Annotated in this window: 23 protein-coding genes; 12 read left to right on the plus strand and 11 right to left on the minus strand. The window is 67.7% G+C overall.

All coding sequences use genetic code 11. The features are described from left to right. Positions 1-83: 83 nt before the first annotated feature. The 4 genes from ON20_RS02545 to cydC all read left to right on the plus strand — a co-directional run bounded on the left by ON20_RS02545 (position 84) and on the right by cydC (position 6,479). Positions 84-1,559: a cytochrome ubiquinol oxidase subunit I gene (locus ON20_RS02545; RefSeq protein WP_040833211.1), complete on the plus strand. Its 1,476-nt coding sequence runs from the start codon at positions 84-86 to the stop codon at positions 1,557-1,559. Between the two features lie 9 nt (positions 1,560-1,568). Then, positions 1,569-2,627, plus strand: coding sequence for a cytochrome d ubiquinol oxidase subunit II (gene cydB, locus ON20_RS02550; RefSeq protein ID WP_051161459.1), 1,059 nt, complete (start codon positions 1,569-1,571; stop codon positions 2,625-2,627). Between the two features lie 55 nt (positions 2,628-2,682). Beyond that, positions 2,683-4,536: a thiol reductant ABC exporter subunit CydD gene (cydD, locus tag ON20_RS02555; RefSeq protein WP_040833212.1), complete on the plus strand. Its 1,854-nt coding sequence runs from the start codon at positions 2,683-2,685 to the stop codon at positions 4,534-4,536. A gap of 116 nt (positions 4,537-4,652) precedes the next feature. Beyond that, positions 4,653-6,479 (plus strand): thiol reductant ABC exporter subunit CydC, encoded by a 1,827-nt coding sequence (cydC, locus tag ON20_RS02560; protein WP_051161477.1) that lies wholly within the window; start codon positions 4,653-4,655, stop codon positions 6,477-6,479. A gap of 330 nt (positions 6,480-6,809) precedes the next feature. Here the strand turns inward: cydC and ON20_RS02565 are convergent, their stop codons facing one another. The 6 genes from ON20_RS02565 to ON20_RS02595 all read right to left on the minus strand — a co-directional run bounded on the left by ON20_RS02565 (position 6,810) and on the right by ON20_RS02595 (position 10,967). Further along, positions 6,810-7,517, minus strand: coding sequence for a heme-binding beta-barrel domain-containing protein (locus tag ON20_RS02565; protein WP_040833213.1), 708 nt, complete (start codon positions 7,515-7,517; stop codon positions 6,810-6,812). Between the two features lie 203 nt (positions 7,518-7,720). Further along, a complete protein-coding gene (locus tag ON20_RS02575; protein ID WP_040833214.1) occupies positions 7,721-8,026 on the minus strand; it encodes a DUF1416 domain-containing protein in 306 nt (101 codons plus the stop codon). Positions 8,027-8,032: 6 nt separating this feature from the next. Next, on the minus strand, positions 8,033-8,866 hold the full coding sequence (locus ON20_RS02580; protein WP_040833215.1) for a sulfurtransferase: 834 nt from the start codon (positions 8,864-8,866) through the stop codon (positions 8,033-8,035). Between the two features lie 28 nt (positions 8,867-8,894). Further along, positions 8,895-9,371 carry a DUF4395 domain-containing protein gene (locus ON20_RS02585; RefSeq protein ID WP_040833216.1) on the minus strand — a complete coding sequence of 159 codons (477 nt, stop codon included), beginning with the start codon at positions 9,369-9,371 and terminating at the stop codon, positions 8,895-8,897. Between the two features lie 316 nt (positions 9,372-9,687). Beyond that, positions 9,688-10,137: a thioredoxin family protein gene (locus tag ON20_RS02590; RefSeq protein ID WP_040833217.1), complete on the minus strand. Its 450-nt coding sequence runs from the start codon at positions 10,135-10,137 to the stop codon at positions 9,688-9,690. After that, positions 10,134-10,967 (minus strand): LmeA family phospholipid-binding protein, encoded by an 834-nt coding sequence (locus ON20_RS02595; RefSeq protein ID WP_040833219.1) that lies wholly within the window; start codon positions 10,965-10,967, stop codon positions 10,134-10,136. Before ON20_RS02595 ends, ON20_RS02590 begins: the two co-directional genes overlap by 4 nt. Positions 10,968-11,160: 193 nt before the next feature. Between ON20_RS02595 and ON20_RS02600 the strand changes: the two genes are divergently transcribed. The 6 genes from ON20_RS02600 to pstB all read left to right on the plus strand — a co-directional run bounded on the left by ON20_RS02600 (position 11,161) and on the right by pstB (position 17,161). Next, positions 11,161-11,943, plus strand: a complete 783-nt coding sequence (locus ON20_RS02600; protein ID WP_040833255.1) for a winged helix-turn-helix transcriptional regulator — start codon at positions 11,161-11,163, stop codon at positions 11,941-11,943. 4 nt (positions 11,944-11,947) lie between these two features. Further along, positions 11,948-12,850: a mycothiol synthase gene (mshD, locus tag ON20_RS02605; protein WP_040833220.1), complete on the plus strand. Its 903-nt coding sequence runs from the start codon at positions 11,948-11,950 to the stop codon at positions 12,848-12,850. A 410-nt stretch (positions 12,851-13,260) separates the two neighbouring features. Beyond that, on the plus strand, positions 13,261-14,370 hold the full coding sequence (pstS, locus tag ON20_RS02610) for a phosphate ABC transporter substrate-binding protein PstS (RefSeq protein ID WP_040833221.1): 1,110 nt from the start codon (positions 13,261-13,263) through the stop codon (positions 14,368-14,370). Positions 14,371-14,458: 88 nt separating this feature from the next. Continuing rightward, positions 14,459-15,448 carry a phosphate ABC transporter permease subunit PstC gene (pstC, locus tag ON20_RS02615; RefSeq protein ID WP_040833257.1) on the plus strand — a complete coding sequence of 330 codons (990 nt, stop codon included), beginning with the start codon at positions 14,459-14,461 and terminating at the stop codon, positions 15,446-15,448. Further along, positions 15,445-16,365: a phosphate ABC transporter permease PstA gene (gene pstA / locus ON20_RS02620; protein ID WP_438803369.1), complete on the plus strand. Its 921-nt coding sequence runs from the start codon at positions 15,445-15,447 to the stop codon at positions 16,363-16,365. Before pstC ends, pstA begins: the two co-directional genes overlap by 4 nt. A gap of 19 nt (positions 16,366-16,384) precedes the next feature. Further along, positions 16,385-17,161: a phosphate ABC transporter ATP-binding protein PstB gene (gene pstB / locus ON20_RS02625; protein WP_040833222.1), complete on the plus strand. Its 777-nt coding sequence runs from the start codon at positions 16,385-16,387 to the stop codon at positions 17,159-17,161. A 66-nt stretch (positions 17,162-17,227) separates the two neighbouring features. On the opposite strand, the gene phoU is transcribed toward pstB, so the two are convergent. From phoU to dusB, 3 genes are all read right to left on the minus strand, one after another. Beyond that, positions 17,228-17,890, minus strand: a complete 663-nt coding sequence (phoU, locus tag ON20_RS02630) for a phosphate signaling complex protein PhoU (RefSeq protein WP_040833223.1) — start codon at positions 17,888-17,890, stop codon at positions 17,228-17,230. Between the two features lie 111 nt (positions 17,891-18,001). Further along, positions 18,002-20,008 carry an LCP family protein gene (locus ON20_RS02635; RefSeq protein WP_040833259.1) on the minus strand — a complete coding sequence of 669 codons (2,007 nt, stop codon included), beginning with the start codon at positions 20,006-20,008 and terminating at the stop codon, positions 18,002-18,004. A gap of 985 nt (positions 20,009-20,993) precedes the next feature. Beyond that, the gene (dusB, locus tag ON20_RS02640) at positions 20,994-22,136 is read right to left on the minus strand and encodes a tRNA dihydrouridine synthase DusB (RefSeq protein WP_040833260.1); all 1,143 of its coding nucleotides are present in this window, start codon (positions 22,134-22,136) and stop codon (positions 20,994-20,996) included. 201 nt (positions 22,137-22,337) lie between these two features. Between dusB and ON20_RS38475 the strand changes: the two genes are divergently transcribed. Then, positions 22,338-22,553, plus strand: a complete 216-nt coding sequence (locus ON20_RS38475; RefSeq protein WP_245546962.1) for a hypothetical protein — start codon at positions 22,338-22,340, stop codon at positions 22,551-22,553. A 23-nt stretch (positions 22,554-22,576) separates the two neighbouring features. Beyond that, positions 22,577-22,768 carry a hypothetical protein gene (locus tag ON20_RS38480; RefSeq protein WP_051161463.1) on the plus strand — a complete coding sequence of 64 codons (192 nt, stop codon included), beginning with the start codon at positions 22,577-22,579 and terminating at the stop codon, positions 22,766-22,768. A 109-nt stretch (positions 22,769-22,877) separates the two neighbouring features. Here ON20_RS38480 and ON20_RS02650 read toward each other — a convergent pair whose 3' ends face one another. After that, complete coding sequence (locus tag ON20_RS02650; protein ID WP_040833224.1) at positions 22,878-23,846, minus strand: acyl-ACP desaturase; 969 nt, start codon at positions 23,844-23,846, stop codon at positions 22,878-22,880. Between the two features lie 272 nt (positions 23,847-24,118). After that, on the minus strand, positions 24,119-24,600 hold a 482-nt coding region (locus ON20_RS02655; RefSeq protein WP_218002416.1), incomplete at its 5' end, for a DUF937 domain-containing protein.

A 24,600-nucleotide genomic window follows, 5' to 3' on the forward strand; every position in this document is an offset into this window, starting at 1 on the left:
CGTGTCGGGTAACACATTGATCGGGGCGTTCGGCCGCGTACTCTCATAACTACGACAGTCTGTAGTAAGAGAAGGAGTCCGGCGTGAGCGCCCTGGATGTCTCGCGATGGCAGTTCGGCATCACGACCGTCTATCACTTCCTGTTCGTACCGCTGACCATCGGCCTGGCGCCGTTCATCGCCGGTATGCAGACCGCCTGGGTGATCACCGGCAAAGAGCACTGGTACCGGCTCACCAAGTTCTTCGGAAAACTGTTCCTGATCAACTTCGCCCTCGGGGTCGCCACCGGCATCGTCCAGGAATTCCAGTTCGGGATGAACTGGAGCGAATACTCCCGTTTCGTCGGCGACGTCTTCGGCGCCCCCCTGGCCCTGGAAGGCCTGGTGGCTTTCTTCATGGAATCCACCTTCATCGGCCTGTGGATATTCGGCTGGGAGCGGTTGCCCAAGCTCGTGCACCTGGCCACCATCTGGATGGTCGCCATCGGGGTGAACGCCTCCGCCTACTTCATCATCGCGGCCAACTCGTTCATGCAGCATCCGGTGGGGGCCCGATACAACCCGGAGACCGGACGCGCCGAGCTCACCAGCATTGTCGAACTGCTCACCAACAACACCGCGCTGGCGGCCTTCCCCCATGTGGTGGCCGGATCGTTCCTCACCGCGGGCACCTTCGTCGCCGGAATCGCCGGCTGGTGGATGGTGCGCCACGCGCGCGGCACAGACCCGGCGAAGCCCACCGAGGCACGAACCGTATGGCGGCCGGCGGCACGAGTGTCGCTGCTGGTGGTGATACTCGCCGGACTGGCACTGGTGTACACCGGCGACGTCCAGGGCAAGCTGATGTTCGAACAGCAGCCGATGAAGATGGCCTCGGCGGAATCGCTGTGCCACACCCGAACCGACCCGGACTTCTCGGTGCTCACCGTGGGCACCCACAACAACTGTGACAGCGTCGTCCATGTCATCGAGGTGCCCTGGGTGCTGTCGTGGCTTGCCGAGGGGAAGTTCACGGGGGTGGAACTCGAGGGTGTGGTCGACCTGCAGCGAGCCTATATCGACCACTTCGGGCCGGGGGACTACCGGCCCAACCTGTTCGTCACCTACTGGTCGTTCCGGGCCATGATCGGTCTGGCCGCCGGTTCGGCGCTGCTGGTGTTCGTCGGACTGTGGCTCACCCGCGGCGGACGGGTACCGGATCGACGCTGGTTCTCCTGGCTGAGCCTGCTCGCCATTCCGACACCGTTCCTGGCCAACAGCGCCGGCTGGGTCTTCACCGAGATGGGCCGGCAACCGTGGGTGGTGGCGCCGAATCCGACCGGCGACCCGAATCTACGGCTGACCGTGCAACAGGGCGTCTCCGACCATGCGACGGCCACCGTCTGGTTGTCGCTGCTCACCTTCACCGTGGTGTACGGCCTGCTGGCGGTGGTGTGGTTCTACCTGATGCGCCGGTACGTCATCGCGGGCCCGGAAAGGCCGGCCGCGCCGGGTTCGGACGAGCCCGGCGGCCCACCGGGAGAGAAACCGCCCGTCGAACAGCTTTCTTTCGCCTACTAGGAGTCGACGATGGGTCTACAGGAATTCTGGTTCGTCGTTATCGGCGTGCTGTTCACCGGCTACTTCGTCCTGGAGGGCTTCGACTTCGGAGTCGGCATGCTCATGCCCGTCCTGGGCAAGGGATCCGATACCCGCCGGCGGGTGGTGCTCAACACCATCGGGCCGGTGTGGGACGGCAACGAGGTCTGGCTGATCACCGCGGGCGGTGCGCTGTTCGCCGCCTTTCCGGAGTGGTACGCCAGTATGTTCTCCGGGTTCTACCTCGCCCTACTGTTCCTACTGGTGGCGCTGATCCTGCGCGTCTGCGCCATCGAATACCGGGGCAAGATCGACGATCCGGTCTGGCGGGCCCGGTGCGACCTGGGGATCGGGATCGGCTCCTGGGTACCCGCACTGGCCTGGGGCTGGGTCTTCGCCAATATCGTGCGCGGTGTGCCGCTGGACGCGGACAAACAGTTCGCGGGTTCGGTGGGGGATCTGTTCACCCCCTACGCATTGCTCGGCGCGCTCACCACCGGTCTGCTTTTCGTGCTGCACGGGGCGGTCTTCCTCGGCCTGAAAACCGGCGGGGAGGTCCGCGCCGACGCCGTCCGCGCCGCTTCGCTGCTGCTGGTGCCGACCGCACTGGCGGTAGGCACCTTCGGGGTGTGGACCCAGGTCGCCCACGGGACCGGATGGACCTGGATTCCCCTGGGTGTGGCCGTACTCGGGTTGATCGGCACGACGGTGGCGGTACGGGCGGACCGGGATGGTTTCGCGTTCACCGGAACCGCGCTGGCCGTGGTCGCCGTATCGGTACTGCTGTTCGGTTCGCTGTTTCCACACGTCCTACCCTCGACGATCGATCCCGCGTTCGGCCTCACCGTCGACAACGCCTCGTCCACGCCCTACACCTTGAAGGTGATGAGCTGGGCGGCGGCGCTGACCACCCCCGTGGTGCTCGTCTACCAGGGCTGGACGTATTGGGTGTTCCGCAAACGCATTACTGTCGAACACATCCCGCCCGGTATCGGGCTCTCCCCCCGAACGACAGCCACTGCGGCCGAGCGTCAGCGCCGGAGGAGGTAGCGCAGCGTGACCACGCAGGCGCAGCGAAGCCGCCCATCCAACGAGGAGTGATCCCATGGCCCGCCCGCCCGTGGACCCCCGTCTGTGGCGGTACGCGCGTTCGGCGCGTCGGTATCTGGCGCTGAGTGTCGGGCTGTCACTGGTCACCACCGTGGCGATCGTCGTCGCGGCGGTGACCCTGGGGCGGGTGCTCGCCGGTGTGATCACCGATCCCGCGCGGCGCGATACCGATTCGTGGACCGTGGAATTGACGGTTTTCGCGCTCGCGATCGTCGGCCGTGCGCTGGCCGCCTGGCTACAGGCCCGGAGCGCGCATCGGGCCGGTGCGGCCGTGGTCGCCGAACTGGAACAGGCGGTGCTCACCGCGGGCGCCGGGCTGCCGCCGCGCGAATTGGAAAGCCGGCGCACCGAACTCGCCGTGGTGGTGGGCAGCGGGCTGAGCGGGCTACGCGGATATCTCACCGGCTATCTGCCCGCGTTGCTGTTGGCGGTCCTGGTGCCGCCGGTGGTGCTGTCCGTTATCGCGGTCCACGATCCGACGGCCGCGATCATCGTGGTGATCACAGTGCCGCTGATCCCGATCTTCATGATCCTGATCGGCCTGCTCACCAAGGGTCGGGCCCGCGCCACCCTGGATGCCACCACCCGGCTCTCGGACCAACTGCTCGATCTGTTCGCCGGTATGCCCACCCTGCGCGCACTGGGTCGGGAGACGGCGGTGGAGGGCGCGGAATCGGCGTCGCGGACCATGCGGCCGCTGGTGCGGCAGTTGGGGGAGACGCTGCGCCGGCGCACCATGAGCGCCCTGCGGTTGGCGTTCCTGTCGTCGATGGTGCTGGAACTGCTGGCGACCCTGTCGGTCGCGCTGGTGGCCGTCTCGATCGGGCTGCGGCTGGTGTACGGGGAGATGGACCTGTACGCCGGGATCGTCGCGCTGGTGTTGGCGCCCGAGGTGTATCTGCCGCTGCGCACCGTGGGTGAACGGTTCCACGCCGCGCAGGACGGAATGGCCGCGGCGGAGAAGGCGTTCGCGGTCCTCGAGCCCGCCGCCCGGGAACCCGTTGCCGCGGAGGCGGAAACGGGCCCGCCGGCGGTTGCCGGGGCATGGGACGGCACGGATGTCGGAGCGGAGCCGCCGCCGAGGCCGCCGGCCGGGAGCGTCACGGGCCGGGAGCGCGCCGACATCCCTTCCGCGGCCGTGTCGTCGACGGATTTCGCCGGGTATGTCGAACTGCGGGACCTGACTGTCGAGAGCCGGGACGGCGCCGCGCCGGACGGCCTCACCGCGGCCCTGCGACCGGGTACGGTCACCATGCTGACCGGTCCCAACGGCAGCGGAAAATCCACGGTGCTGCAGGCGATTCTGGGGCTGATCACCCCCACTCGGGGTTCGGTGCGGGTGGACGGCACCGATATTCGCGATCTCCGCCCCGATCAGTGGTGGTCCCGGGTCGCATGGCTACCGCAGCGCCCGGTCCTGGTGCCGGGCACTCTGCGAGAGAACCTGGAACTGCTCGGCGCCACCGTGCCCGACCCCGCCCGCCGGGGTCCGGCGCGGGTGCTCAGCGAGCTCGAGGCCGCCTGCGCCGCAACCGGTTTCGACACCGTGCTGGAAGAGTTGCCGGGCGGGTGGGGTACCGTGGTCGGGATGGGTGGTGCCGGGTTGTCCCTGGGCCAGCGGCAGCGTCTGGCGCTGACACGGGTACTGGCGGCGGACCGCCCGGTCCTGCTGCTGGACGAACCGACCGCACATCTGGATCCCGACAGCGAGATCACTGTCGCCTCCGCGCTGAAGGTCCTCGCCCACGCGGGGGCCACCGTGGTCGTCGTCGCGCACCGCCCGTCCCTGTTGACAACGGCCGACCACATCGTGCCCGTCCCGTCCACCCCGCACCGGACACACCGATGACCCCGAATCCCGACCGATATCCGAACGCGGACCACGATGTGACCGACCATCGCGGTAGGTCGTCGAGCGCGGGACCGCTGCGACGGGTACATGCCCTGGCCGGTGATATCCGGCAGATGTGGCATATGCTGCGTATACCGGGGTGGCGACTGGCCGCCGCGGTGGGGTGGGGGGTGCTCGCCCTGGGCAGTGGGCTCGGGCTGGCGGCGCTGGCGGCATGGCTCATCGCCCGTGCCTGGCAGATGCCGCCGGTCCTGGATCTCACCGTCGCGGTGGTCGCGGTGCGCGCACTGGGAATCTCCCGCGGCCTGTGCCGGTATCTGGAGCGGCTGGCCACCCACGATGTGGCGCTGCGGTCGATGACCGAGGCCCGTACGGCCGCCTATGGGGCACTGGCCCGCGCCCCGCTGTGGCTTGTCGGCCGGCGCGGCGGTTCGGCCGGCCACACCGAGGCGAGCCCCGAGCCTCGGGGACGGGCGGATATTGCACCGGGTGGACGGTTGCGGCGCGGCGATGCCCTGGTCCGGCTCGGCACCGATATCGACGACCTCGGCGCCGTCGTGGTGCGTACCTTCGTCCCCGTCGCGGTGGCGCTGGTGTTGTCGGTGGTCGCGGTGGGCCTGCTGGCGGGTATCTCGCTCGCGGCCGCCGCGATCCTGACGGTGGCACTGGCCGTTTCGGGTCTCGCGGCGCCGTGGTTGTCGGCCCGTTCGGCGGCAGCGGCCGAACGGGCGGTACGCGCCGACCGCGCGGAGTTCACCGCGCAGGCGGTCACCGTGTTCGACCATGCCGCCGAGCTGCGGGTCGCCGGCAAACTGGACGCCGCGCTGGCCGCGGCGGGCGCGGCGAACCGGCGGTCGGTCGCCGCCGAGGATGCCGCCGCGGTGCGCAGTGCCTGGTCGGCCGCCGCCGGTCCGCTCGCCATGGGTGCCAGTGTGCTCGGTGCCCTGCTGATCGGCATCACCCTGTACGGACCCGCCGGGGGCACTCCCACGGGGATGACCCCGATGGCACTGGCCGTGCTGGTGCTGCTTCCGCTGTCGGCCTTCGAGGCCGTCGGGCCGTTGCCTGCGGCCGCGCAGACGCTCACCACCGCACGCGCCGCCCTGCACCGCCTGCGTGCCGTGTCGGCCGAGGGGCCTGCGGTAACGCCCGACCACGTTCGACCCCCCACCGGTTCGGAGCTCGAGCGGCAGCGGAGCATCGCGGAACCGCCGGCCGCCGGTCGGCCGGCGCAGGACGGGGTATCGTCCGATCCTCGCGGCGAGGCCGGGCTTCACGAGGGCACGGTAATCGGCAGGGTCGGGGACGGCTCGTGGCGGATTCCGCGGCGGCCGGACGCGAAGCGCGTCGTGGTGGTCGGTCCCAGCGGTGCGGGCAAGACCACTCTGTTGCTGGCATGGGCCGGCCTCCCGGAGGCCCCGAACCGGGAGGTGATGTTCTTCGCCGAGGACGCGCACCTGTTCGGTACCAGCGTTCTGGAGAACCTTCGGGTCGCCCGCGGCGATCTGAGCCCGGCCGAGGCCGAGCGGGCGCTGCGTGCCGTCGGTCTCGGGGCCTGGCAGGCCGCCCTGCCGGAGGGGGTGCACACCCCACTGGTCGGCGGGGCGGCAGCGGTATCCGGCGGCCAGCGGCGTCGAATACTGCTCGCTCGGGCCCTGGTCTCGCCCGCCCGAGTGCTGCTGCTGGACGAACCCACCGAACACCTGGAGGCGGAGGCGGGGACGGCGCTGCTGCGCGACCTGCTGGATATCGAGAGCGGGCTGGTGTCCGCCGAACGCGACGTGGTGGTCGTCACGCATCAGTTGCCCGCCGACCACCGGGCCGACGTGGTGGTCACCGTCGAGGCATCAGGGCAGGTGAAGGCGCGTTTTCGTCGGGCGGGAACGACTCCGTTGCGCTCTGGGGGAAATTCCGTTGCCGGTCCCGTACACCGACGGTAAATTCGCCGGTACACAGGGAAGGAGGTGATCCGAAGAATGGAAATTCATAGGACGCGTGAGGTGGCTGTCCGCTAAGCGCTGTATCGATCGGCGGCTTCGCCGCCTCCGCGTGGTCCTGTGTCACCGCGTCGGGGCGGGCCGACCGCCGACTGCGGGAGATCCGTTCACAGAGTGCTGAGCGAATCTCAGGCAGTCACCCGGCCCCCGAGCTACCGGTCTTGTCCGACCGGGATCGGTGCCGGCACCAGCCGGCACCGATATGGCTCGGGGGCCGTTCCATATCCCGGTGCCGGCACCGCGGAGCGGGATCGGCACCGGGCCCGGCCGGTGTCAGCCGATATACCGCTGCAGACGAGCGGACAGGCGTGGTTGTAGCGCCCCGTCGGCGACCACCCGCTCCTCCACATACGCCAGATCGCCGCCCTCGACGATTCCGTAGAGCCGTTTGGCGCCGCCCACCACCGCACCGGACTGGCTGCGGATCACCACATCGGTGGCCAACTCCCAGGACGACTGGGTGAGCGCCTGCCCGTAGAAAAGTTCGACGATGCCGGAGCTGTGGGTCAACAGCAGTTCGAGGACTTCCTCGTCACCGTCGGTAGCGACCCGCCAGAAACCGGTTTCCCGCAGATCCGGGCCGCCGTAGCCGCCGTCGGCGTCGATAACCCAGGACCGTGACTCCCAGGACAGGTAGTCCCCACCGTCGTGCGAGACCACGATCTGCTGCCCGAAGTGGTAGTCGCCGCGTTCGGGGTCGTTGCCCTCCCCTTCGCCGCGCCATACCCCCACCATCGGCAGCAGCGCCAGCATGGCCGCACTGAGGTCGGGCCCGAGTCGCAGATTCGCCGTATCGTCGGGTAGGGGGAGATCCGGTAGCGCCGGGATATTGCGCACACCGGTCGATTTCGCTCGCTCGGCAGCCTCGGCTACCGCCTCGTTGCCGCTGCGATGGGCGGTTCTGTCGACCGGAGTGTGTCCGTTCGTGTTGTCACTCGCTCGCTCGGCCGGCTCGGGTCCTTCGCTCGCGAGTTCACTCATGACTCGGTGAACAACCGGTAGAGGACGTACAGGCCGAACCAGCCGATCAGGATGGACACGGCCACCAGCAGAATCTCGTAGAAGAGGACCACCCGCCCGAGTGTAGTCAGGTGGCCGGACCGGAATGCACAGGGCCCCGGCCCGCCTCTCGAGGAGGCGGCCGGGGCCCGGCGAACGTCTCTGTGGCTGTGGCTACCTATCGCCTATTTGGCGACGGCGACGTCCACATTGTGGATGCCGGTGCCTTCCGGGCGGACCTCGGCGGTGCCGTTGCCCACCGTGGACAGTGCCCGCAGCGTCCACGTGCCCGGTGCCGCGAAGAACCGGAAGTCCCCGGTCCCCGAGGCGACGACCTCGGCGGTGAAATCCCCGTTGCCGTCGAGCAGACGAACGAATGCGCCGCCCACGGGCTGCCCGTCCGTGTCCAGGACACGGCCCGTGATGACCGTTTCCTTCTCCACGTCCACCCCGGCGGGGATGGCCTGTCCCTGGGTAGGTGCTGAGCACATGGTTGATTACGCTCCCAACTCGATCGGTGCGCCGACCAGCGAACCGTATTCGGTCCAGCTGCCGTCGTAGTTCTTCACATTCTGGTGTCCGAGCAGTTCCTGCAGCACGAACCAGGTGTGCGACGAACGCTCACCGATTCGGCAGTAGGCGATGGTTTCCTTGGAGGTGTCCAGGCCGGCGTCGGCGTAGATCTGGGCCAGCTCCTCGTCGGACTTGAAGGTGCCGTCCTCGTTGGCGGCCTTGCTCCACGGTACGTTGATCGCGCCGGGGATATGGCCGGGCCGCTGGCTCTGCTCCTGCGGCAGGTGCGCAGGGGCCAGGATCTTGCCCGAGAACTCGTCGGGCGAGCGGACGTCGACCAGATTCTTGTTGCCGATGGCCGCGATGACCTCGTCGCGGAAGGCGCGGATGGACACGTCCGGGGCCGACGCCTTGTACTGGGTGGCCGGCCGCTCGACCGCATCGGTGGACAGCGGGCGTCCCTCCAGCTCCCACTTCTTGCGGCCGCCGTCGAGCAGCTTGACATTGTTGTGGCCGTACAGCTTGAAGTACCAGTACGCGTAGGCGGCGAACCAGTTGTTGTTGCCGCCGTAGAGGATGACCTCGTCGTCGTTGGAGATACCGCGCGCCGAGAGCAGGTTGGAGAACTGCTCTTGGCTCACGAAATCGCGACGAACCGGATCCTGCAGATCGTTCCTCCAGTCGAGCCGGACGGCGCCCTCGATGTGCCCGTTGTCGTAGGCGGTGGTGTCCTCGTCTACCTCGACGAAGACCACCCCGGGAGTGTGGAGATTCTCTTCGGCCCAGTCAACGGAGACCAGGACATCGGAGCGGGCCATAGTGTTCCTTTCGGTGTGACTTGCGGATTCAGTTCGTTGCCGAAGCGGGCGTCCGGCGGAAATGGATGATCAGCGGGTACAGCCTGCATCCCAGGCATATGCCGAACGCGGCGTTGAGCAGCGCCGCGAACAGGGCGAAACCGGTGAACAGCGCACCTACCGCAGGCATGCCGAGCACGAAGGCCGCCAGGCCGGTGACCGCGAAGACCGCGCCGACCAGTTGGGCGAATCGCAGCGGCGCCTCCGGTTCTGTCTCGGTGACCGGCCCGAGCCGGGGGGCGACCAGACGGGCGTAGATCCGGCCGTACGGGTGTTGGCGCGGACCCAGTATCGCGCCGAGCGCGAAGACCAGCGCCTGTATGGCGAGTATCGCGGCGGCGGTGCCGGGGGATACGGCGGCGGTGAGCAGGACCAGGATCAGGGCGGCGGTGGTGACCCACGCGACGAAACGTGGACCTCGGGCATCGACGCCATGGGGGATCTGCGTGCTGGTGATGGTGGACATGGACGGAACTCCTGCGCTCGAGGTGCTGTTCGGCGGAATCTCGGCCGGTTCGTCGGGGACACGGAGAATTACCCGCGGACGAACCAGGAGGTCGGCGTCAGGAAAGAGGCCGACCGCTCAGCGGCACAGGCAGCAACAACCACCGAGACGACACAGATCGACTGTGCGGCGTCGGGTGAGCATCAGCTCGCGGTGGGATTGCACATCGGGCAGTTTACCCAATCCGGCCGCGCTGTGGGTCGGGGGTGGGGTGAGCGGGGGCGGAGTACCGCGGCGCCCGGACCGGAGCGGTGCTCGCCATCGGTCCGGGAATCGTTCAGACGCCGAGCGTGGCGAGCGCACTGCGCAGGTCACCGGCCTTGGGGACGCCGGAGATGCGGAACCGCTCCCGGCCGTCGGAGTCGAAGACGAAGGTGGTCGGCAGCGACATCACGTTCAGTGCCCTTGCCAGCGCGGGGTCGGCATCGATATCGACTTCGATATCGACCGGTGGCCGTGGGGCATCCGCCAGGTCCCGGGTGACATCGGCCACTACCCGCCGCACCGCGTCGCAGGGGCCGCACCAGTCCGCGGAGAAGTGCAGGACCGCGGGCGCCGTGCCGGTCACCCCGGCGGCGGCGAGCAGATCGGCGCGTTCGGCGGTCTGGCGGGCATCGTGATCCAACGTCGCCGGTCCAGAGCGCACCGCGCCGTCCCGCCTACGCAGATAGAGGCCGACGGCGAGGCCGGCCAGCAGCACCACCAGCAGAATTGTGATTTCGATCATTGCCGCCGCAATCTGTCCAAATCGATCGTCACGTGCTCACCCCGGCCCTCGACCACGATCTGTCCGCCCAGGGCAGAGACCTCGGTGGGTCGGATACCGAACGGGAGCTCCTTGGTGTCGATGGTACGGGTGAACCGGGCCAGCACCGCCGGCCGATCGGCGTCCGAGATCACCGGACTCGCATCGTCCATGGCCGGAACGGGGGCGCCGTCGGAGTCGGGACCGTGGTAGATATCGGTCGCGACGATCTGCACCTGATCCCCGACGAGCAGCAGGTCCGCCTCGACGCTCACCCGTTCCCCGGTGAAGCCGCTCATCCCCAGCTGTCCGCTCGGCGTCGCGGGCAGCGTACCGGTCAGGATCAACGCGCCCCCCGTGGTCATCCCCGAGCCACCCGAGCCGCCGGTGCCGTCGGATTTGTCGGCCGGCGCCGAATGAACCTGCAGGTCCGGGATATCGAACAGGCGGCCGAGTTCGGTCGGCTCCACCCGCATCCGCACGTCCACCTGCTCCACCGGCACACCTCGCACACTGCCGTCCCACAGCCGGCCCGCAGGCAGCCGCATACCGGCCAGTGTTGCCTCCAGCGCGATCTCACCGGGGATATCCGGGCGCATGCTGCGCGCGGTGATCTCGATCCGGTTGTACCGGCCGTCCATCGCTTGCCGGAGGAACGGAAAACCGTGGAAGGTGACCTCCGGATCGGCGCTGAGATCCGCGCCGACGCGAAGCGTCCGGGACACCCGATACTCCGAATACGCGGCCGCCCCGAAATCGATGACCACGGCGAGTCCGGCGAGGCACAGGAGCCCGACGATCAGCTTGCGCATGGTCTGCACCCTAATCGACACAGCATGGCGTCGACCCGTTCGCGGCCACAGTGCGGACGGAGGTACACCGGCCGGAATGTGAGGTCATTCCGCCCCACGCGCTAATCTTGCAACCGGATTACCTGTGATCAGCGACGTGGCTCACGGCGACGAGGCCGGTCTTTCGCGTGGCTACGAGATGGGAGGAGTGCTTGTGGAGCTACTCCTGCTGACCTCCGACCCCGACCCGGAATCGGTCCTGCCCTCGCTGGCGCTGCTCGCGCACACCGTGCGGCCCGCACCGACAGAGGTGTCCTCGCTACTGGAGGCGGGTACCGCCGATATCGCGCTGGTGGACGCGCGGACCGATCTGGCGGCCGCCCGGGGGCTGTGCCGGCTGCTCGGCAGCACCGGATCGTCGGTGCCGGTGGTGGCGATACTCACCGAAGGCGGTCTGGTGGCCGTGAACGCGGACTGGGGTCTGGACGATATTCTGCTGCCCAGCACCGGCCCGGCCGAACTGGATGCTCGGTTACGCCTGCTGGTGGGCCGCAACGGCGGGGCTGCCGGCCCCGAGAACACCGGCAAGATCACCCTTGGGGAGCTGGTGATCGACGAGGGGACCTACACCGCCCGGCTGCGCGGACGCCCACTCGACCTCACCTACAAGGAATTCGAACTCCTGAAGTATCTCGCTCAGCACGCGGGACGGGTATTCACCCGGGCCCAACTGTTGCAGGAGGTCTGGGGCTACGACTTCTTCGGTGGTACCCGGACGGTCGATGTCCACGTGCGGCGACTGCGCGCCAAATTGGGCAGCGAATACGAATCACTGATCGGCACCGTGCGCAACGTCGGCTACAAGGCGGTCCGCCCGGCCCGAGCCTCGAACAGAGGGGAGCAACCGGCCGCCGAGACGCCGGGCGAGGCAAGCGGTGCGGTCGGCGGGAGCGCCGCCGACGAGTCGCTGACCCCCATCAACGGGACGGTGCAGTAAGTCGATGACACAATTGCTCTGGTCGGACACTCTCGATTCCGGCACCGCCGTGCAGGTGCGGGCCCTGCTCGCGCGGGCGGCGGATTCGGACGGGGTAGCGGCGGTCTCGGAACAGGCCGTGCTGTCGTTGCGTCATCCCGGTGCCGCCCGCCACGTGGTGGCCGTGCACGGCGATGTGGTCGTGGGTTATGCGAATCTTGTGGCGGCACGCGACGGACACCCGGCGATGGCCGAGGCCGCGGTGGACCCGGACGCGCGCGGGCGGGGTATCGGCACCGAGTTGGTCGGGGCGGTGCTGACCGCCGGCGGAGCCGACGCGAGGATCTGGGCGCACGGCAGGCTGCCCGCGGCCGAGGCGGTGGCGGCCCGGCTCGGGCTGACCGCGGCGCGTGAACTCTGGCAGATGCGACGCGATATGGCGGACACCGAGCTACCACCGGTGCGGATGCCGGCGGATATCATGGTGCGCACCTACACCGGCCCGGTCGACGACGCGGAGCTTCTCCGGGTCAACAACGCCGCCTTCGATTGGCATCCGGAGCAGGGTGGCTGGACCGAACACGAGCTCGAACTGCGCCGTGCCGAATCGTGGTTCGACCCGGCCGGGCTGTTTCTGGCCTTCGACAGCGCGAACCCGGATCGGCTGCTCGGTTTTCACTGGACGAAGGTGCACGAGGCGGAGAATCCGCCGGTGGGCGAGGTTTACGTGGTCGGGGTCGATCCGAGTGCGCAGGGGAGGGGGTTGGGCAGGCTGCTCACCCTGATCGGTCTGCGGCATCTGCGCGCTCGGGGGCTCGCAGAGGTGCTGTTGTACACCGAGGCCGACAACACCGCCGCGGTACGCACCTATCGAGGACTGGGTTTCGCTCCCGCGCATATTGATATGGCGTATGCCGCGCGGGTCTGATCGATATGGCCGGACGACGCTTCGCCGATGATCGCGCTTGTCCGAGCGGAGTACACGGAGGGTGCGACGGAGCGGAAGCGGGATACGCGGATGCGCATGGTGCGGCGAAGGCGAAGGGGCGGCCGTGCCGGAGCGCGTATGTCGTAGGGCCGCGTATGTCGTAGGGCTTGGCAACCGATCGACGTCCGCCGGGTAGCGGGGCGGCAAATATCACACATGCGGGACACAAAAACGCCGGCCTGTTCACCTCGCGTTCACTTTCCCTGGTCCGGCCGTCTACCGAGGGAATCTAGGTTGGTTTCGGGCGGCTCCAGGTCGCCTGGTGTGCGGGTTCGACGAACACGGCCCACCACGAAACCCGCCCGGGCCGGTGAGGGACCGGGCGGGGACGACGTACCCCGGAGGACTCAGTGAAGTTCAAGCGCAGCAGCGCACTCGTCGGTGTGCTGGCCGCCGGTGCCATGACTCTGGCCGCATGTGGTAGCGACGACAATACGTCCGCGACCGGCATCGCCGCCAACACCGAGGTCCAGTGCGGCGGCAAGGAGGCGCTGAAGGCCAGCGGCTCGTCGGCGCAGGCCAATGCGATGACCCGGTTCATCAACGCCTACCAGACCAACTGCGAGGGCTCCAAGCTCGACTACACCTCCAGTGGTTCCGGTGCCGGTGTGAAGGAATTCATCGGCGGCCAGACCGATTTCGGTGGCTCCGACTCCCCCCTGAAGTCCACCGAGGCCACTCAGGCCGCCGATCGCTGCGCCGGCGCGCCCGCCTGGAACCTGCCGACCGTCTTCGGCCCGATCGCGATCACCTACAACATCGACGGTGTCACCGACCTGGCCCTGGACGGCCCTACTGTGGCCAAGGTCTTCAGCGGTGCCGTCAAGACCTGGGACGCCCCGGAGATCAAGGCGCTCAACCCTTCCGCGCAGCTGCCGGCCGAGCCGATCAATGTGATCTTCCGCAGCGATGAGTCCGGCACCACCGACAACTTCCAGCTGTACCTGGACGCCGCGTCCAAGGGCGCCTGGGGCGAACGCGGCGCCGGCAAGACCTTCAAGGGCGGCGTCGGTGAGGGTGCCAAGGGCAACGAAGGCACCTCGGCCGCCGTGAAGAACACCAAGAATTCGATCACCTACAACGAGTGGTCGTACGCGAAGAAGAACGACCTCTCCACCGCCCGCATCATCACCTCCGCGGGTCCGGAGCCGGTCGAGCTGTCGGTCGAAACCGCCGGTAAGGCGATCGACGGGGTGAAGATCAAGGGCGAGGGCCACGACATGGTGCTCGACACCACCTCGTTCTACAACCCCACCGCCGCGGGTGCCTACCCGATCATCCTGCCCACGTACGAGATCGTGTGCTCCAAGTACAAGGACGGCGAAACCGCCACCGCGGTCAAGGCGTTCCTGCATTCGGCCATCAGCAACGGTCAGGAAGGTCTCGAGGAAGCCGGGTACATCCCGATCCCCGAGCAGTTCAAGACCAAGCTGAGCACCGCGATCGACGCCATCTCCTAGAAGCGGCCCCATGACCCTGCACGACGATGTGACCACCCGTGGGCAGTCGGACTCGACTGCCCACGGGGCGGCCGGAGATACTGCGCGCATGCCCAGCACTGTCAAGGCTGGAGCCGGTACCCGGAAAGCCGGTCCAGACAAACATGGCGCACACAGCAATCGGGCCGAGACGATCTTTCGTTCGCTGGCCGTTGCGTCCGGCGGCATTATCGTCGCCGCGATCGGCCTGATCGCGCTCTTCCTACTGATCCGGGCGGTACCCTCGCTGGCGGCGAACGAAGCGAACTTCCTCACCACCACCGAGTTCTCGACCACCGACGTCGATCACCTGCGGTTCGGTATCCGGGACCTGTTCACGGTGACAGTGCTCAGCTCGCTGCTGGCGCTGTTGATCGCCGTTCCCATCGGTATCGGAATCGCGCTGTTCCTCACGCATTACGCGCCGAAGGCGCTGGCGCGTCCGTTCGCCGTGGTCGTCGATCTCCTGGCAGCGGTTCCGTCGATCGTGTTCGGTCTCTGGGGCATCTTCGTCCTGGCGCCGCGGTTGGAACCGGTGGCCCGGTTTCTCAACGACAACCTCGGCTGGTTCTTCTTGTTCGCCGACGGCAACGTCTCGATGTCCGGCGGCGGCACCATTTTCACCGCGGGCATCGTGCTGGCGGTGATGATCCTGCCGATCATCACCTCTGTCACCCGCGAGGTGTTCAACCTGACCCCGCGGATGCATATCGAGGCCGCGCAGGCACTCGGCGCCACCAAATGGGAAGTCATTCGCATGACGGTGCTGCCCTATGGCCGCAGCGGTATGATCGCCGGCTCCATGCTCGGTCTCGGTCGCGCACTCGGCGAGACCATCGCGGTGCTCATCGTGTTGCGCACCGCGGCCAACGCGGGTAACTGGTCGTTGTTCGACGGCGGGTACACCTTCGCGTCCAAGATCGCCTCGGCGGCGGCGGAATTCAGCCAGCCGCTGCCGACCGGTGCCTATATCGCCGCCGGCTTCGTGCTCTTCGTCCTGACCTTCGTGGTCAACGCATTGGCGCGCGCCGCATCCGGAGGAAGGGTCAGCGGAGGATGACCACCACGACAACCGTGACATCGAAATTCGACCGTCCCGTCAAGGCACCGGCCTTCCGCGAAGTGAGTACCGCCCGGAGGGTGAAGAACTACGCCGCGACGGGCATCATCTGGGCCAGTTTCGCGATCGCTCTGGTACCGCTGATCTGGGTGCTGTGGGTAGTGGTCGGCCGCGGGTTCGAGGCGATCATTTCCGCCGACTGGTGGTTCAAATCGCTCAACGGGGTGCTGCCCGAGCGGTTCGCCGGCGGTGTCTACCACGCGATCTACGGAACACTGATCCAGGCCGGTATCGCGGCGCTGATCTCGGTGCCTCTCGGTGTGATGGCGGCCATTTTCCTCGTCGAATACGGTGCCGGCAGCCGGTTGGCCCGGATCACCACGTTCATGGTGGACATCCTGGCCGGCGTGCCCTCGATCGTGGCGGCGCTGTTCGTGTTCGCACTGTGGATCGCGACGGCGGGAATGCCGCAGAGCGGCCTGGCCGTATCGTTCGCGCTCGTCCTGCTGATGCTGCCGGTGGTGGTGCGCAGCAGTGAGGAAATGCTCAAACTGGTACCGGACGAACTGCGTGAGGCGTCGTACGCGCTCGGTATCCCCAAGTGGAAGACCATCCTGCGGATCGTGGTGCCGACGGCGCTACCGGGCATGATCAGCGGAATCCTGCTCGCGGTCGCCCGTGTCATGGGCGAGACGGCACCCGTGCTGGTGCTGGTCGGCTACAGCCGGTCGATCAACTTCGACGTGTTCGACGGCAATATGGCCTCGCTGCCGCTGCTGATCTATCAGGAGCTGAGCAACCCCGAGGCCGCCGGTGAAATGCGGGTGTGGGGTGCGGCTCTGACGCTGATTCTCATCATCGCCCTGCTGTACGCGGCCGCCGCGGTGGTCAACCGGGTGCTCATGCGGAACCGATAAACCGAACGGAAACTGATACATGGCCAAGCGGATCGACGTCAAAGACCTCAATATCTACTACGGTAAGTTCCAGGCGATCTCGGATGTATCGCTGACGGTTCTCCCGCGTAGCGTGACCGCGTTCATCGGTCCGTCCGGTTGTGGTAAGTCCACCGTGCTGCGGTCGCTGAACCGTATGCACGAGGTGACCCCCGGTGCCCGCGTCGAGGGCTCGGTCATGCTCGACGGCGAGGACATCTACGGCGATCGGGTCGACCCGGTCGGCGTGCGTCGCACCATCGGCATGGTGTTCCAGCGCCCGAACCCCTTCCCGACCATGTCCATCCGGGACAATGTGGTGGCGGGCCTGAAGCTGCAGGGCGTGCGCAACAGGGCCGAACTCGACGAGGTGGCCGAGCGCTCGCTGCGCGGCGCCAACCTGTGGAACGAGGTCAAGGACCGGCTCGACAAGCCGGGCGGCGGCCTGTCCGGCGGTCAGCAGCAGCGACTGTGCATCGCCCGCGCCATCGCGGTATCGCCCGACGTGCTGCTGATGGACGAGCCGTGTTCGGCGCTGGACCCGATCTCCACCCTGGCGATCGAGGATCTGATCACCGAGCTGAAGCAGGAATACACCATCGTCATCGTCACCCACAATATGCAGCAGGCCGCCCGGGTCAGCGACCAGACCGGGTTCTTCAACCTGGAAGCCCAGGGCAAGCCCGGCAAGCTGGTCGAAATCGACGATACCGAGAAGATTTTCTCCAATCCGTCCCAGAAGGCGACCGAGGACTACATCTCCGGTCGCTTCGGCTGACGATCGAAGAGAAAAGGCCCGCGCGATCCGCGGGCCTTTTTCAATCGGAGCGGCGCGGCCCGAATGTCAGTCCTCGCCTTCCTTTTCCGGCGGCAGCACCCCGGTGACGAGGAAGATCACGCGCCGCCCGATGGAGACGGCGTGGTCGGCGAACCGCTCGTAGTAGCGGCCGAGCAATGTGATGTCGACGGCCGCGGCCACGCCGTACTTCCACTCGCGGTCCATCAGCAGGGTGAACAGGTGACGGTGCAGATCGTCCATCGCCTCGTCGTCCTGGTTCAGCTGCGCCGCGCGTTCCGGGTCCCGGGTCTCCAGTACTTCCTGGGCGGCGGAGCCCATACCGACCGCGATCCGGCCCATCTCCGCGAAGTAGCCGTTCACGGCCTCCGGCAGGGCGTGGTTGGGGTGGCGCCTACGGGCCACCTTGGCAACGTGCAGGGCGAGCGCGCCCATCCGGTTCACATCGTTGACGATCTGGATCGCGCTCACCACCTGCCGGAGATCACCTGCCACCGGCGCCTGCAGCGCCAGCAGCGCGAAGGCCTTTTCCTCGGCATCGGCGATCATCTCGGCAATTCGGTCGTATTCGCTGATGACCTGCTCTGCCAGTGTCAGATCCGCCTGTAGCAGTGACTGGGTCGCCCGTTCCATGGCCGAACCCGCGAGACCGGCCATCTCGCCCAGCAGGTGGGCGAGCTCGGCCATTTGCTCGTTGTAGATGACACGCATGAGTCAGAACACTAGTTCGCTCTGCTGACCAAGTCACCAACAACGAGTGAATAAACCCCTGGTAAGCAAGGTAGGTCGGGCACACCCTTGTCGCACGGCGGTCGGGCCCGGTCAGGCGCAGGGGTCGTCGGCGGCGTTGACATGCTCCAGGTCCGATGGCAGTTCCGCCGGCGCGGAGCTGGTCGCCGGTATCTCGGTGATCGGATCGCCGACGGGGGTCGGTTCGTTCACGACACCTTGGTAGTTCGTCCCGAGTACCACCTCGACGATACCGCCGAGGGTCTCGTCGACCTCCATGGTCACGCCGGGAATGGAGCTGGCCACGGTCGCCGCCTCCGCTTCGTGACCGGTCGAGTACCGGACCTTGGTTTCGGGCGAATTACCTTCGGAGTAGTTGTCGGTGTTGTAGATCGTGAAACCCGCGTTGCCGAGTTCGGTTGCGGCCGTTCTCGCTGCACCGGTGATACCGGACCCATTGGAGACCAGCAGGGAGACGATGCCGGGGTCGACGGCCGTGTATTCCGGCGCCGGCGGTGGTGCGGCGGGAGCGGTGTTGGCCCCCGCCGGAGGCGGTTTCTCGCCGGGCAGCGGCTGATCGTCGCGGATCGCGCGGAAAATCGCCTTGATATCGGATTCACGCGGGATCTCGTTCCCGTACGACGTGGTACCCGCGGTAGGGATGGTGAGGAAGGTCACGGCACCCGCGTCCAGTCCCTGCAGCGAGCGGCCGAGGGTGAGTAGATCGTCGGTGGTGACCTTGTCGACGAAGGTCGTGTTACGGAAGGCCGAGACGAAGCCGTTCAGCTTGCCCGGGTCGAACAGCACCCTGCTGGACAGCGAGCCACGCAACAGGGATGCCAGGAAACGTTGCTGCCGGGCGATCCGGTCGTAGTCGCTGCGCTCCTCGCCGTAGACGTGCCGGGCCCGCACGTAGTTCAGCGCGGTCGGCCCGCTGATCCGATGCCGTCCCGGTTCCTCCAGGATGGGGCCGAGGACCCCGTCGATGACCGGCCGCGACGCGCACACCTCGACGCCGCCGATCTTGTCCACCATGGTCTCGAAACCGGCGAAGTCGATACCGATGAAGTGGTTGATCGTGCTGCCGGTCAGCTTCTGGATGGTGGAAACCAGGCATTTCGGCCCACCCAGGGCGTACACGGCGTTGAGTTTGTCGCCCATGGCCGAGGGATAGATCTCATCGAGGTAGCCGGGCTTCTCGTTGTCCCAGCGCGCACACTCCGGCCGGGTGACATCCAGGTCGCGGGGGAACGACACCACGACCACGCGCTGCCGGTTCTCGGGGATGTGCACCAGCATGGTGGTGTCGGCGCGGGCGCCTTCCGCGTCCTCGATGGTGCCCGCGCCGAGTTCGCCGTTGGCGCCGGCCCGGGTGTCGGTACCCACGAGGAGATAGTTCTCGTCGCCGAGCTGGGCGTTCGCGTCGATCACGTTCTCGGTGTTCTCGTCCAGCGCCGAGACCTGGGTGAAGCTGTTGTTGGTGGCCTGCAGGTAACTCCAGGCGCCGCCGGTGATCAGTAGTGCCAGGGCCGCGAGGAACGCCACCACGCCACGTCCGGCCATACGCAGGCGGCGGTATCGGGGCGGTTCGTCCCCGGTGCGGGATCGCCGCTTCCTATCGGCGGGCTCGGGCGAGGAGAGAGGTTCGGCGGTCGGCCATCCGCTGGTATTGGTTCTGCCGACTATTCGGGGTGCGTCCTCGTCGACGGGCGAGAGCACATCGGTGACCTCCTCCGGTTGTACCGCCTCGTCGGCACCTGCCGGGGACGAGGCCGCGATGTCCTGAACCACCGGTGCGGCATCCCGCACCGCCGGTGCGATCTCCGTTGCTGCGGCGGCGGTGGGCTTGCGCCCGGCCGGGCCGGCGGGGGGTGTGCTGTTCGGTTGCCGGGCGGCCTGTGAGGATGATTGCGATTCGGTATCGGGCTCGTGCGGGGCCTCGGCCCGGGCAGGGGTCGGAGCGGGGCGCCTCGCTGCAGGGGCGGCCGGGCCGGCGCCGGTCGGCCCGGGGACGGAGCGGCGTGCCGCGGTCGTCGAGGGGCTGTCACCGGCGGGGGAGTCGGGACGTTCCGGCGCGAGCGGCGGCTGGGCGGGCGGCATCTTGGAACCGCCCGTGTCGGCCGGGTGGTTCTCGGCTCCGGCGGTTCGGCGGACAGATTCGGACCGACGCGCCCCTTTCGACCGTCCGCTCTGTTCGGGCGGAGCGTCGCCGGGGCCACGCCCGCGGCGGGTGGGCATACCGGCAGTCGGCACACCGGCCGTATCCGCTCGCCGAGTGGGTCCCTGGGGTTCACGATTCGGGGCGGGCTGCCGCGGCGCCTGGCCTTCTCTCGGTCGCGGACCGGAGCCGGAGCGTCGCCGCTCCCGTTCGTCCGGCCGCGCTACCGGGCCGGTGGGGGGCCTGCCGGCCGAGGCGGATTGTCCATCGGCGGAACGCGATTGCCGCTCCTCGGGGCCGGGGCGCCGGGGCGGCACGCCGGTCTGCCGCGGCGACGGATCGGGTTGTTCCTGCTCCCCCGGTCGGGGACGGCGTTGTGCGGGCGGCTGTCCCTCTCCGGACGCACCGCGACGGCCTGTGCCGGGCTCGTCTCGACGGCGGGAGGTGCGCTCGCTGTCCACGCGCTCGACCAGATCCTGGACCCGGACCTGGCGGGTGGGCTGGGATGCGGCGGGAGGATTGTTCCGCCGCGGCCGCCGGGAGGCCCGTGCACCGTCTCGTTCGGGGGATTCCGCCGCGGGATACCGCTCCCACGGGGCTCGACTTCCGGGCCGTGGCGCACGCCCGTGCCGATCGTCACCCACCAACGAACCTCGTTTCCATTCCTCGCTGCCATCTCAGCCGGGGGTTCTATCGGCTGGACGGATTCCGCAATGATAACGATTCCGCCACTATCGGCCAGTCGGGTAGTCCGCGCGCGCAGATGCTGAAAAGTTGCCGGGCTCGGCGCAACCCGCTTGCCGGCCACCTGCAGCAGACCATACTGCCAACCGTGCGCAGCGCGGACCCGCCGCGCGGGACACGTGTCGATATATGGCGATCGGGCCCTCGGGCCGCATGGCCCGGGGCGGCACCGCGAAATCCGGTTCAGCCGCCGCTGTGCATGACATCGGCCGCGATCGGGACGGCGGGATCATCCGGATCGTCCAGCCATCCATGGGGCAACGCCACTTTCCCGGCTGATCCCTGACGCCCGCGGGGGCCTTGCGCGTCGCGGGGGAAGGGGGCGTTGGGGTCGAGCCGCCCGATCAGATCCGCGAGCTCGCTCAGTCGTGAGACGGTGGCGAAGGCGCGGCGCAATTCGGCCCCGACCGGGAATCCCATTAGATACCAGGCCATATGTTTACGCAGGTCGCGCATGGCCTTGTCTTCGCCGTAGTGGTCGGTCAACAGGGTGCCGTGCCGTAGCAGGACCTCACCCACCCGGCCCAGACCCGGTGGCGCCGGCTGGGGGCGGCCGCGTAGCGCGGCCTCGAGTTCGGCGAACAGCCACGGCCGGCCGAGACATCCGCGACCGACCACCACGCCGTCGCAGCCGGTCTCGTCCATCATCCGCACCGCGTCGTCCGCGGAGAAGATGTCGCCGTTGCCGAGTACCGGAATGGTGGTGACCGTTTCCTTGAGGCGGGCGATGGCGGTCCAGTCGGCCTTACCGGAGTAGCGTTGGGCGGCGGTGCGGGCGTGGAGCGCCACGGCCGCCGCGCCTTCGGACTCTGCGATGCGGCCGGCATCGAGATAGGTGAGGTGGTCGTCGTCGATACCGATGCGGAATTTGACGGTCACCGGAACGCCGGCCGGTTCCGCCGCGGCCACCATCGCTCGGACGATCCGGGCGAACAGTGCCCGTTTGTAGGGCAGTGCCGCTCCGCCGCCGAGGCGGGTGACCTTGGGCACCGGACAGCCCAGGTTGAGATCGATGTGGTCGGCCCGGCCTTCGCCGACGATGATGCGCACCGCCTCGCCCAGGGTGGCCGGGTCGACCCCGTACAGCTGCATGGAGCGTGGGTGTTCGTCGGTGTCGAACGACATCATGTGCAGCGTTTTCTCATTGCGCTCCACCACCGCCCGGGCGGTGATCATCTCGCAGACATAGATGGAGGTGGGGCTACCGAACTCGCGGCACAGTTTGCGGAATGCCAAATTCGTGATGCCGGCCATCGGGGCGAGCACCACCGGCGGGTCGACCGGATACGGTCCGATTCGCAGGGCTGCTCCCACCTCACTGGTCATCGTCACGTCCACCAGTGTCTCATCCGTCGCCGGGTGGCACTGGCCACCGGGTCGCCGGTCAGGTGCGGATGAGCGCGCGGTTCGGTGCCGGTTGGCCTGGTGTTCGCCCGGACATCGCCGTGACGCGCGATGCGGTCCGCGTGTCCACCCTGGTTCGGGGCGTGGTGATCGGTCTGCCGGTGCTCGCGGTGATCGTGCTCGGTGCCCTGCTCTGGGCGGCGCGCGGCGATATCCCCGAACGGGACGACCGAGCGGCGTGCCGAACAGCTTGCCACCGATTACGCCGTCGGTGCCGCCACGGTGGACTACCAGGGTCCGAGCGCCCGGAGCATCAACTTCGAGGCCAACACCACCCCGCAGCCGGCAAGCAAGTTCGATGCCATCGCGCCGAAGCCGGAGCAGATCCGGTGCCGTTGAAATGGACGTCGACGGCTACGCCGATGACCGCGAAGGCGATGTCGGAGCAGGGTGGGGTCTACAAGGTGAATGTTTTCGTGAACGTCACATCCACCAACGCCCAGGCCCTCGACGGGGCTCGGACCACCGTTGTCTACACCGTCACGCTGGACGAGAGCGCGGACTGGAAGATCACCGATGTCGGTGAGGTGGACGGCGCCCTGCCGATGAACTGACAACCTCGCTTCCGCCGAAGCACGACGATGCCGCCGCCCGGGCCCGGGCGGCGGCATCGTCGAGAGGGTGAGGTGTGTGGCCGGGCCGACCAGTGTGCCCGGCCGGTGATCAGCTTGCGGCCGAAGCCAGTTTGCGTTCCCGCTTGGCGGCCTCGCGGGCGAGCATGCGGTCGCGCTGTTCTTCGAATTTGACGACGTCCTTGGACAGTTTATCCAGGAAATTGCCGAGTCGTTCGCGGTTTTCCTCGCCGCGAGCGGTGAAATCGGTGCGACCGAAGATGTCCCACTTCTTCAGCACTGGCTGCACGACTTCTTCCAGGTGCTGACGCAGATCGTAGATGCCGTGCTTGGCCATCAGCACGCCGTTGCGTCGGAAGTTGGGCATCCCGGCGCCGGGCATCTGGAAGTTCTCCAGGATCAGGGTGATGGCGTCCAGTGCCTGGTCGGGGCATAGGTCCAAGGCCGCACCGCACATATTGCGGTAGAAGATCATGTGCAGGTTCTCGTCGGCCGCGATGCGCTGCAGCATCCGGTCGGCGATGGGGTCGTCGCAGGCTTTGCCGGTGTTGCGGTGCGAGACCCGGGTGGCCAGTTCTTGGAAGGTCACATAGGCGACCGAGTGCAGGAACCCGGCATCGGCATCGGCGGGCGAGGCGAAGCCGTTGGTCATGTGGACCATGCGGGCCTGTTCGAGCGCGACAGGGTCGACGCCGCGAGTGACAACGAGATAGTCACGGATAACGATGCCGTGCCGGTTCTCCTCGGCGGTCCATCGACCGACCCAGGTGCCCCAGGCGCCGTCCTGGGAGAAGTTCTCGGCGATCTCGCGGTGGTAGGAGGGCAGATTGTCCTCGGTGAGGAGGTTTGTGATCATCGCGGCCTTGGCGACTTCACTCAGCTTCGACTGTTCGGGATCCCAGTCGATGCCACCGAGTGCGGCGAAATTGCGGCCTTCGTCCCACGGGACGTAGTCGTGCGGATGCCACTCTTTTGCCAAGGACAGGTGTCGGTTGACGTTTTCTTCGGCAACCGGCTCCAACTCCGTAAGCAGTTCGAGTTGAGTCAGATCCCTTGCCATGTAATCAAGCCCTTCATCTGTTGCGGTCTTGCGGGTCGTCCCCCTCGGGTGGACCGTTGCCGATGCGGCCATACCTTACGGCACCGTAGGTGTGATACGAAACGCATCCGGCCGATATAAGCGCAGTTTGGTTCACGTCACATAACTGTCGTCGACATTCGGCGACCACATGCGAGTGTATGGCCTCGACTCCGTCACAGGCCTATCGAAGTGGAGTTACGGCGCGTTATCGAGGGTGGTTCGCACCACACCCACTCCGACGGCGCGTGCCGTCAGTTTCTCGTGCGGCCGCCCCGGTAGCCGCGGCTGCTCAGCAGGCCCGCCAGAACACCTCCGGCGTGCCTTCCGGGGCCCATCTGCCGGGACAGATAGGCCAGCACGATGGGGGCGAGCAGAGGCATGAGCTCGGCGACCGTCTCGTGGCCGCCGGTTCCCGCGGTTTCCCCCAGCGCGGTGATCACGAGGGGTTTCTCGGGGCCGAACACCCTGTCCACGATTTTCGCGCCGTCGGTGACGTCGATCCGGTTCAGGTCCACCGCGCCGGCCCCGTCGACCAGTTCGCCGTGCCGGGCCAGCGCACCCACCAACGCGGCCGCGCCGTCAGGGCGTAGGGCGTTGGACTGTAGACCGCCGAGCAGGGTGGGCACTGCGGTCTGTACGGCGGTGGCCGCGGTTACCGGATCCACCCCGAGGCGGCCGGCGATCTGGGGGACGGGAATCTGCGCGAGCAAGTCGTCGAAGGAGGTCACTAGGG

Origin of the sequence: Nocardia brevicatena NBRC 12119, from assembly GCF_000308495.1 — a bacterium.
Taxonomy (GTDB): domain Bacteria; phylum Actinomycetota; class Actinomycetes; order Mycobacteriales; family Mycobacteriaceae; genus Nocardia; species Nocardia brevicatena.

Excerpts from the sequence above, each read along its gene's own strand:
- cydB (WP_051161459.1), top strand. The coding sequence starts at position 1,569 with ATGGGTCTACAGGAATTCTGGTTCGTCGTTATCGGCGTGCTGTTCACC.
- cydD (WP_040833212.1), top strand. The coding sequence starts at position 2,683 with ATGGCCCGCCCGCCCGTGGACCCCCGTCTGTGGCGGTACGCGCGTTCG.
- cydC (WP_051161477.1), top strand. The coding sequence starts at position 4,653 with ATGTGGCATATGCTGCGTATACCGGGGTGGCGACTGGCCGCCGCGGTG.
- ON20_RS02565 (WP_040833213.1), bottom strand. The coding sequence starts at position 7,517 with ATGAGTGAACTCGCGAGCGAAGGACCCGAGCCGGCCGAGCGAGCGAGT.
- ON20_RS02575 (WP_040833214.1), bottom strand. The coding sequence starts at position 8,026 with ATGTGCTCAGCACCTACCCAGGGACAGGCCATCCCCGCCGGGGTGGAC.
- ON20_RS02580 (WP_040833215.1), bottom strand. The coding sequence starts at position 8,866 with ATGGCCCGCTCCGATGTCCTGGTCTCCGTTGACTGGGCCGAAGAGAAT.
- ON20_RS02585 (WP_040833216.1), bottom strand. The coding sequence starts at position 9,371 with ATGTCCACCATCACCAGCACGCAGATCCCCCATGGCGTCGATGCCCGA.
- ON20_RS02590 (WP_040833217.1), bottom strand. The coding sequence starts at position 10,137 with ATGATCGAAATCACAATTCTGCTGGTGGTGCTGCTGGCCGGCCTCGCC.
- ON20_RS02595 (WP_040833219.1), bottom strand. The coding sequence starts at position 10,967 with ATGCGCAAGCTGATCGTCGGGCTCCTGTGCCTCGCCGGACTCGCCGTG.
- mshD (WP_040833220.1), top strand. The coding sequence starts at position 11,948 with ATGACACAATTGCTCTGGTCGGACACTCTCGATTCCGGCACCGCCGTG.
- pstC (WP_040833257.1), top strand. The coding sequence starts at position 14,459 with ATGCCCAGCACTGTCAAGGCTGGAGCCGGTACCCGGAAAGCCGGTCCA.
- pstA (WP_438803369.1), top strand. The coding sequence starts at position 15,445 with ATGACCACCACGACAACCGTGACATCGAAATTCGACCGTCCCGTCAAG.
- pstB (WP_040833222.1), top strand. The coding sequence starts at position 16,385 with ATGGCCAAGCGGATCGACGTCAAAGACCTCAATATCTACTACGGTAAG.
- phoU (WP_040833223.1), bottom strand. The coding sequence starts at position 17,890 with ATGCGTGTCATCTACAACGAGCAAATGGCCGAGCTCGCCCACCTGCTG.
- ON20_RS02635 (WP_040833259.1), bottom strand. The coding sequence starts at position 20,008 with ATGCCGCCCGCCCAGCCGCCGCTCGCGCCGGAACGTCCCGACTCCCCC.
- dusB (WP_040833260.1), bottom strand. The coding sequence starts at position 22,136 with ATGACCAGTGAGGTGGGAGCAGCCCTGCGAATCGGACCGTATCCGGTC.
- ON20_RS38480 (WP_051161463.1), top strand. The coding sequence starts at position 22,577 with ATGACCGCGAAGGCGATGTCGGAGCAGGGTGGGGTCTACAAGGTGAAT.
- ON20_RS02650 (WP_040833224.1), bottom strand. The coding sequence starts at position 23,846 with ATGGCAAGGGATCTGACTCAACTCGAACTGCTTACGGAGTTGGAGCCG.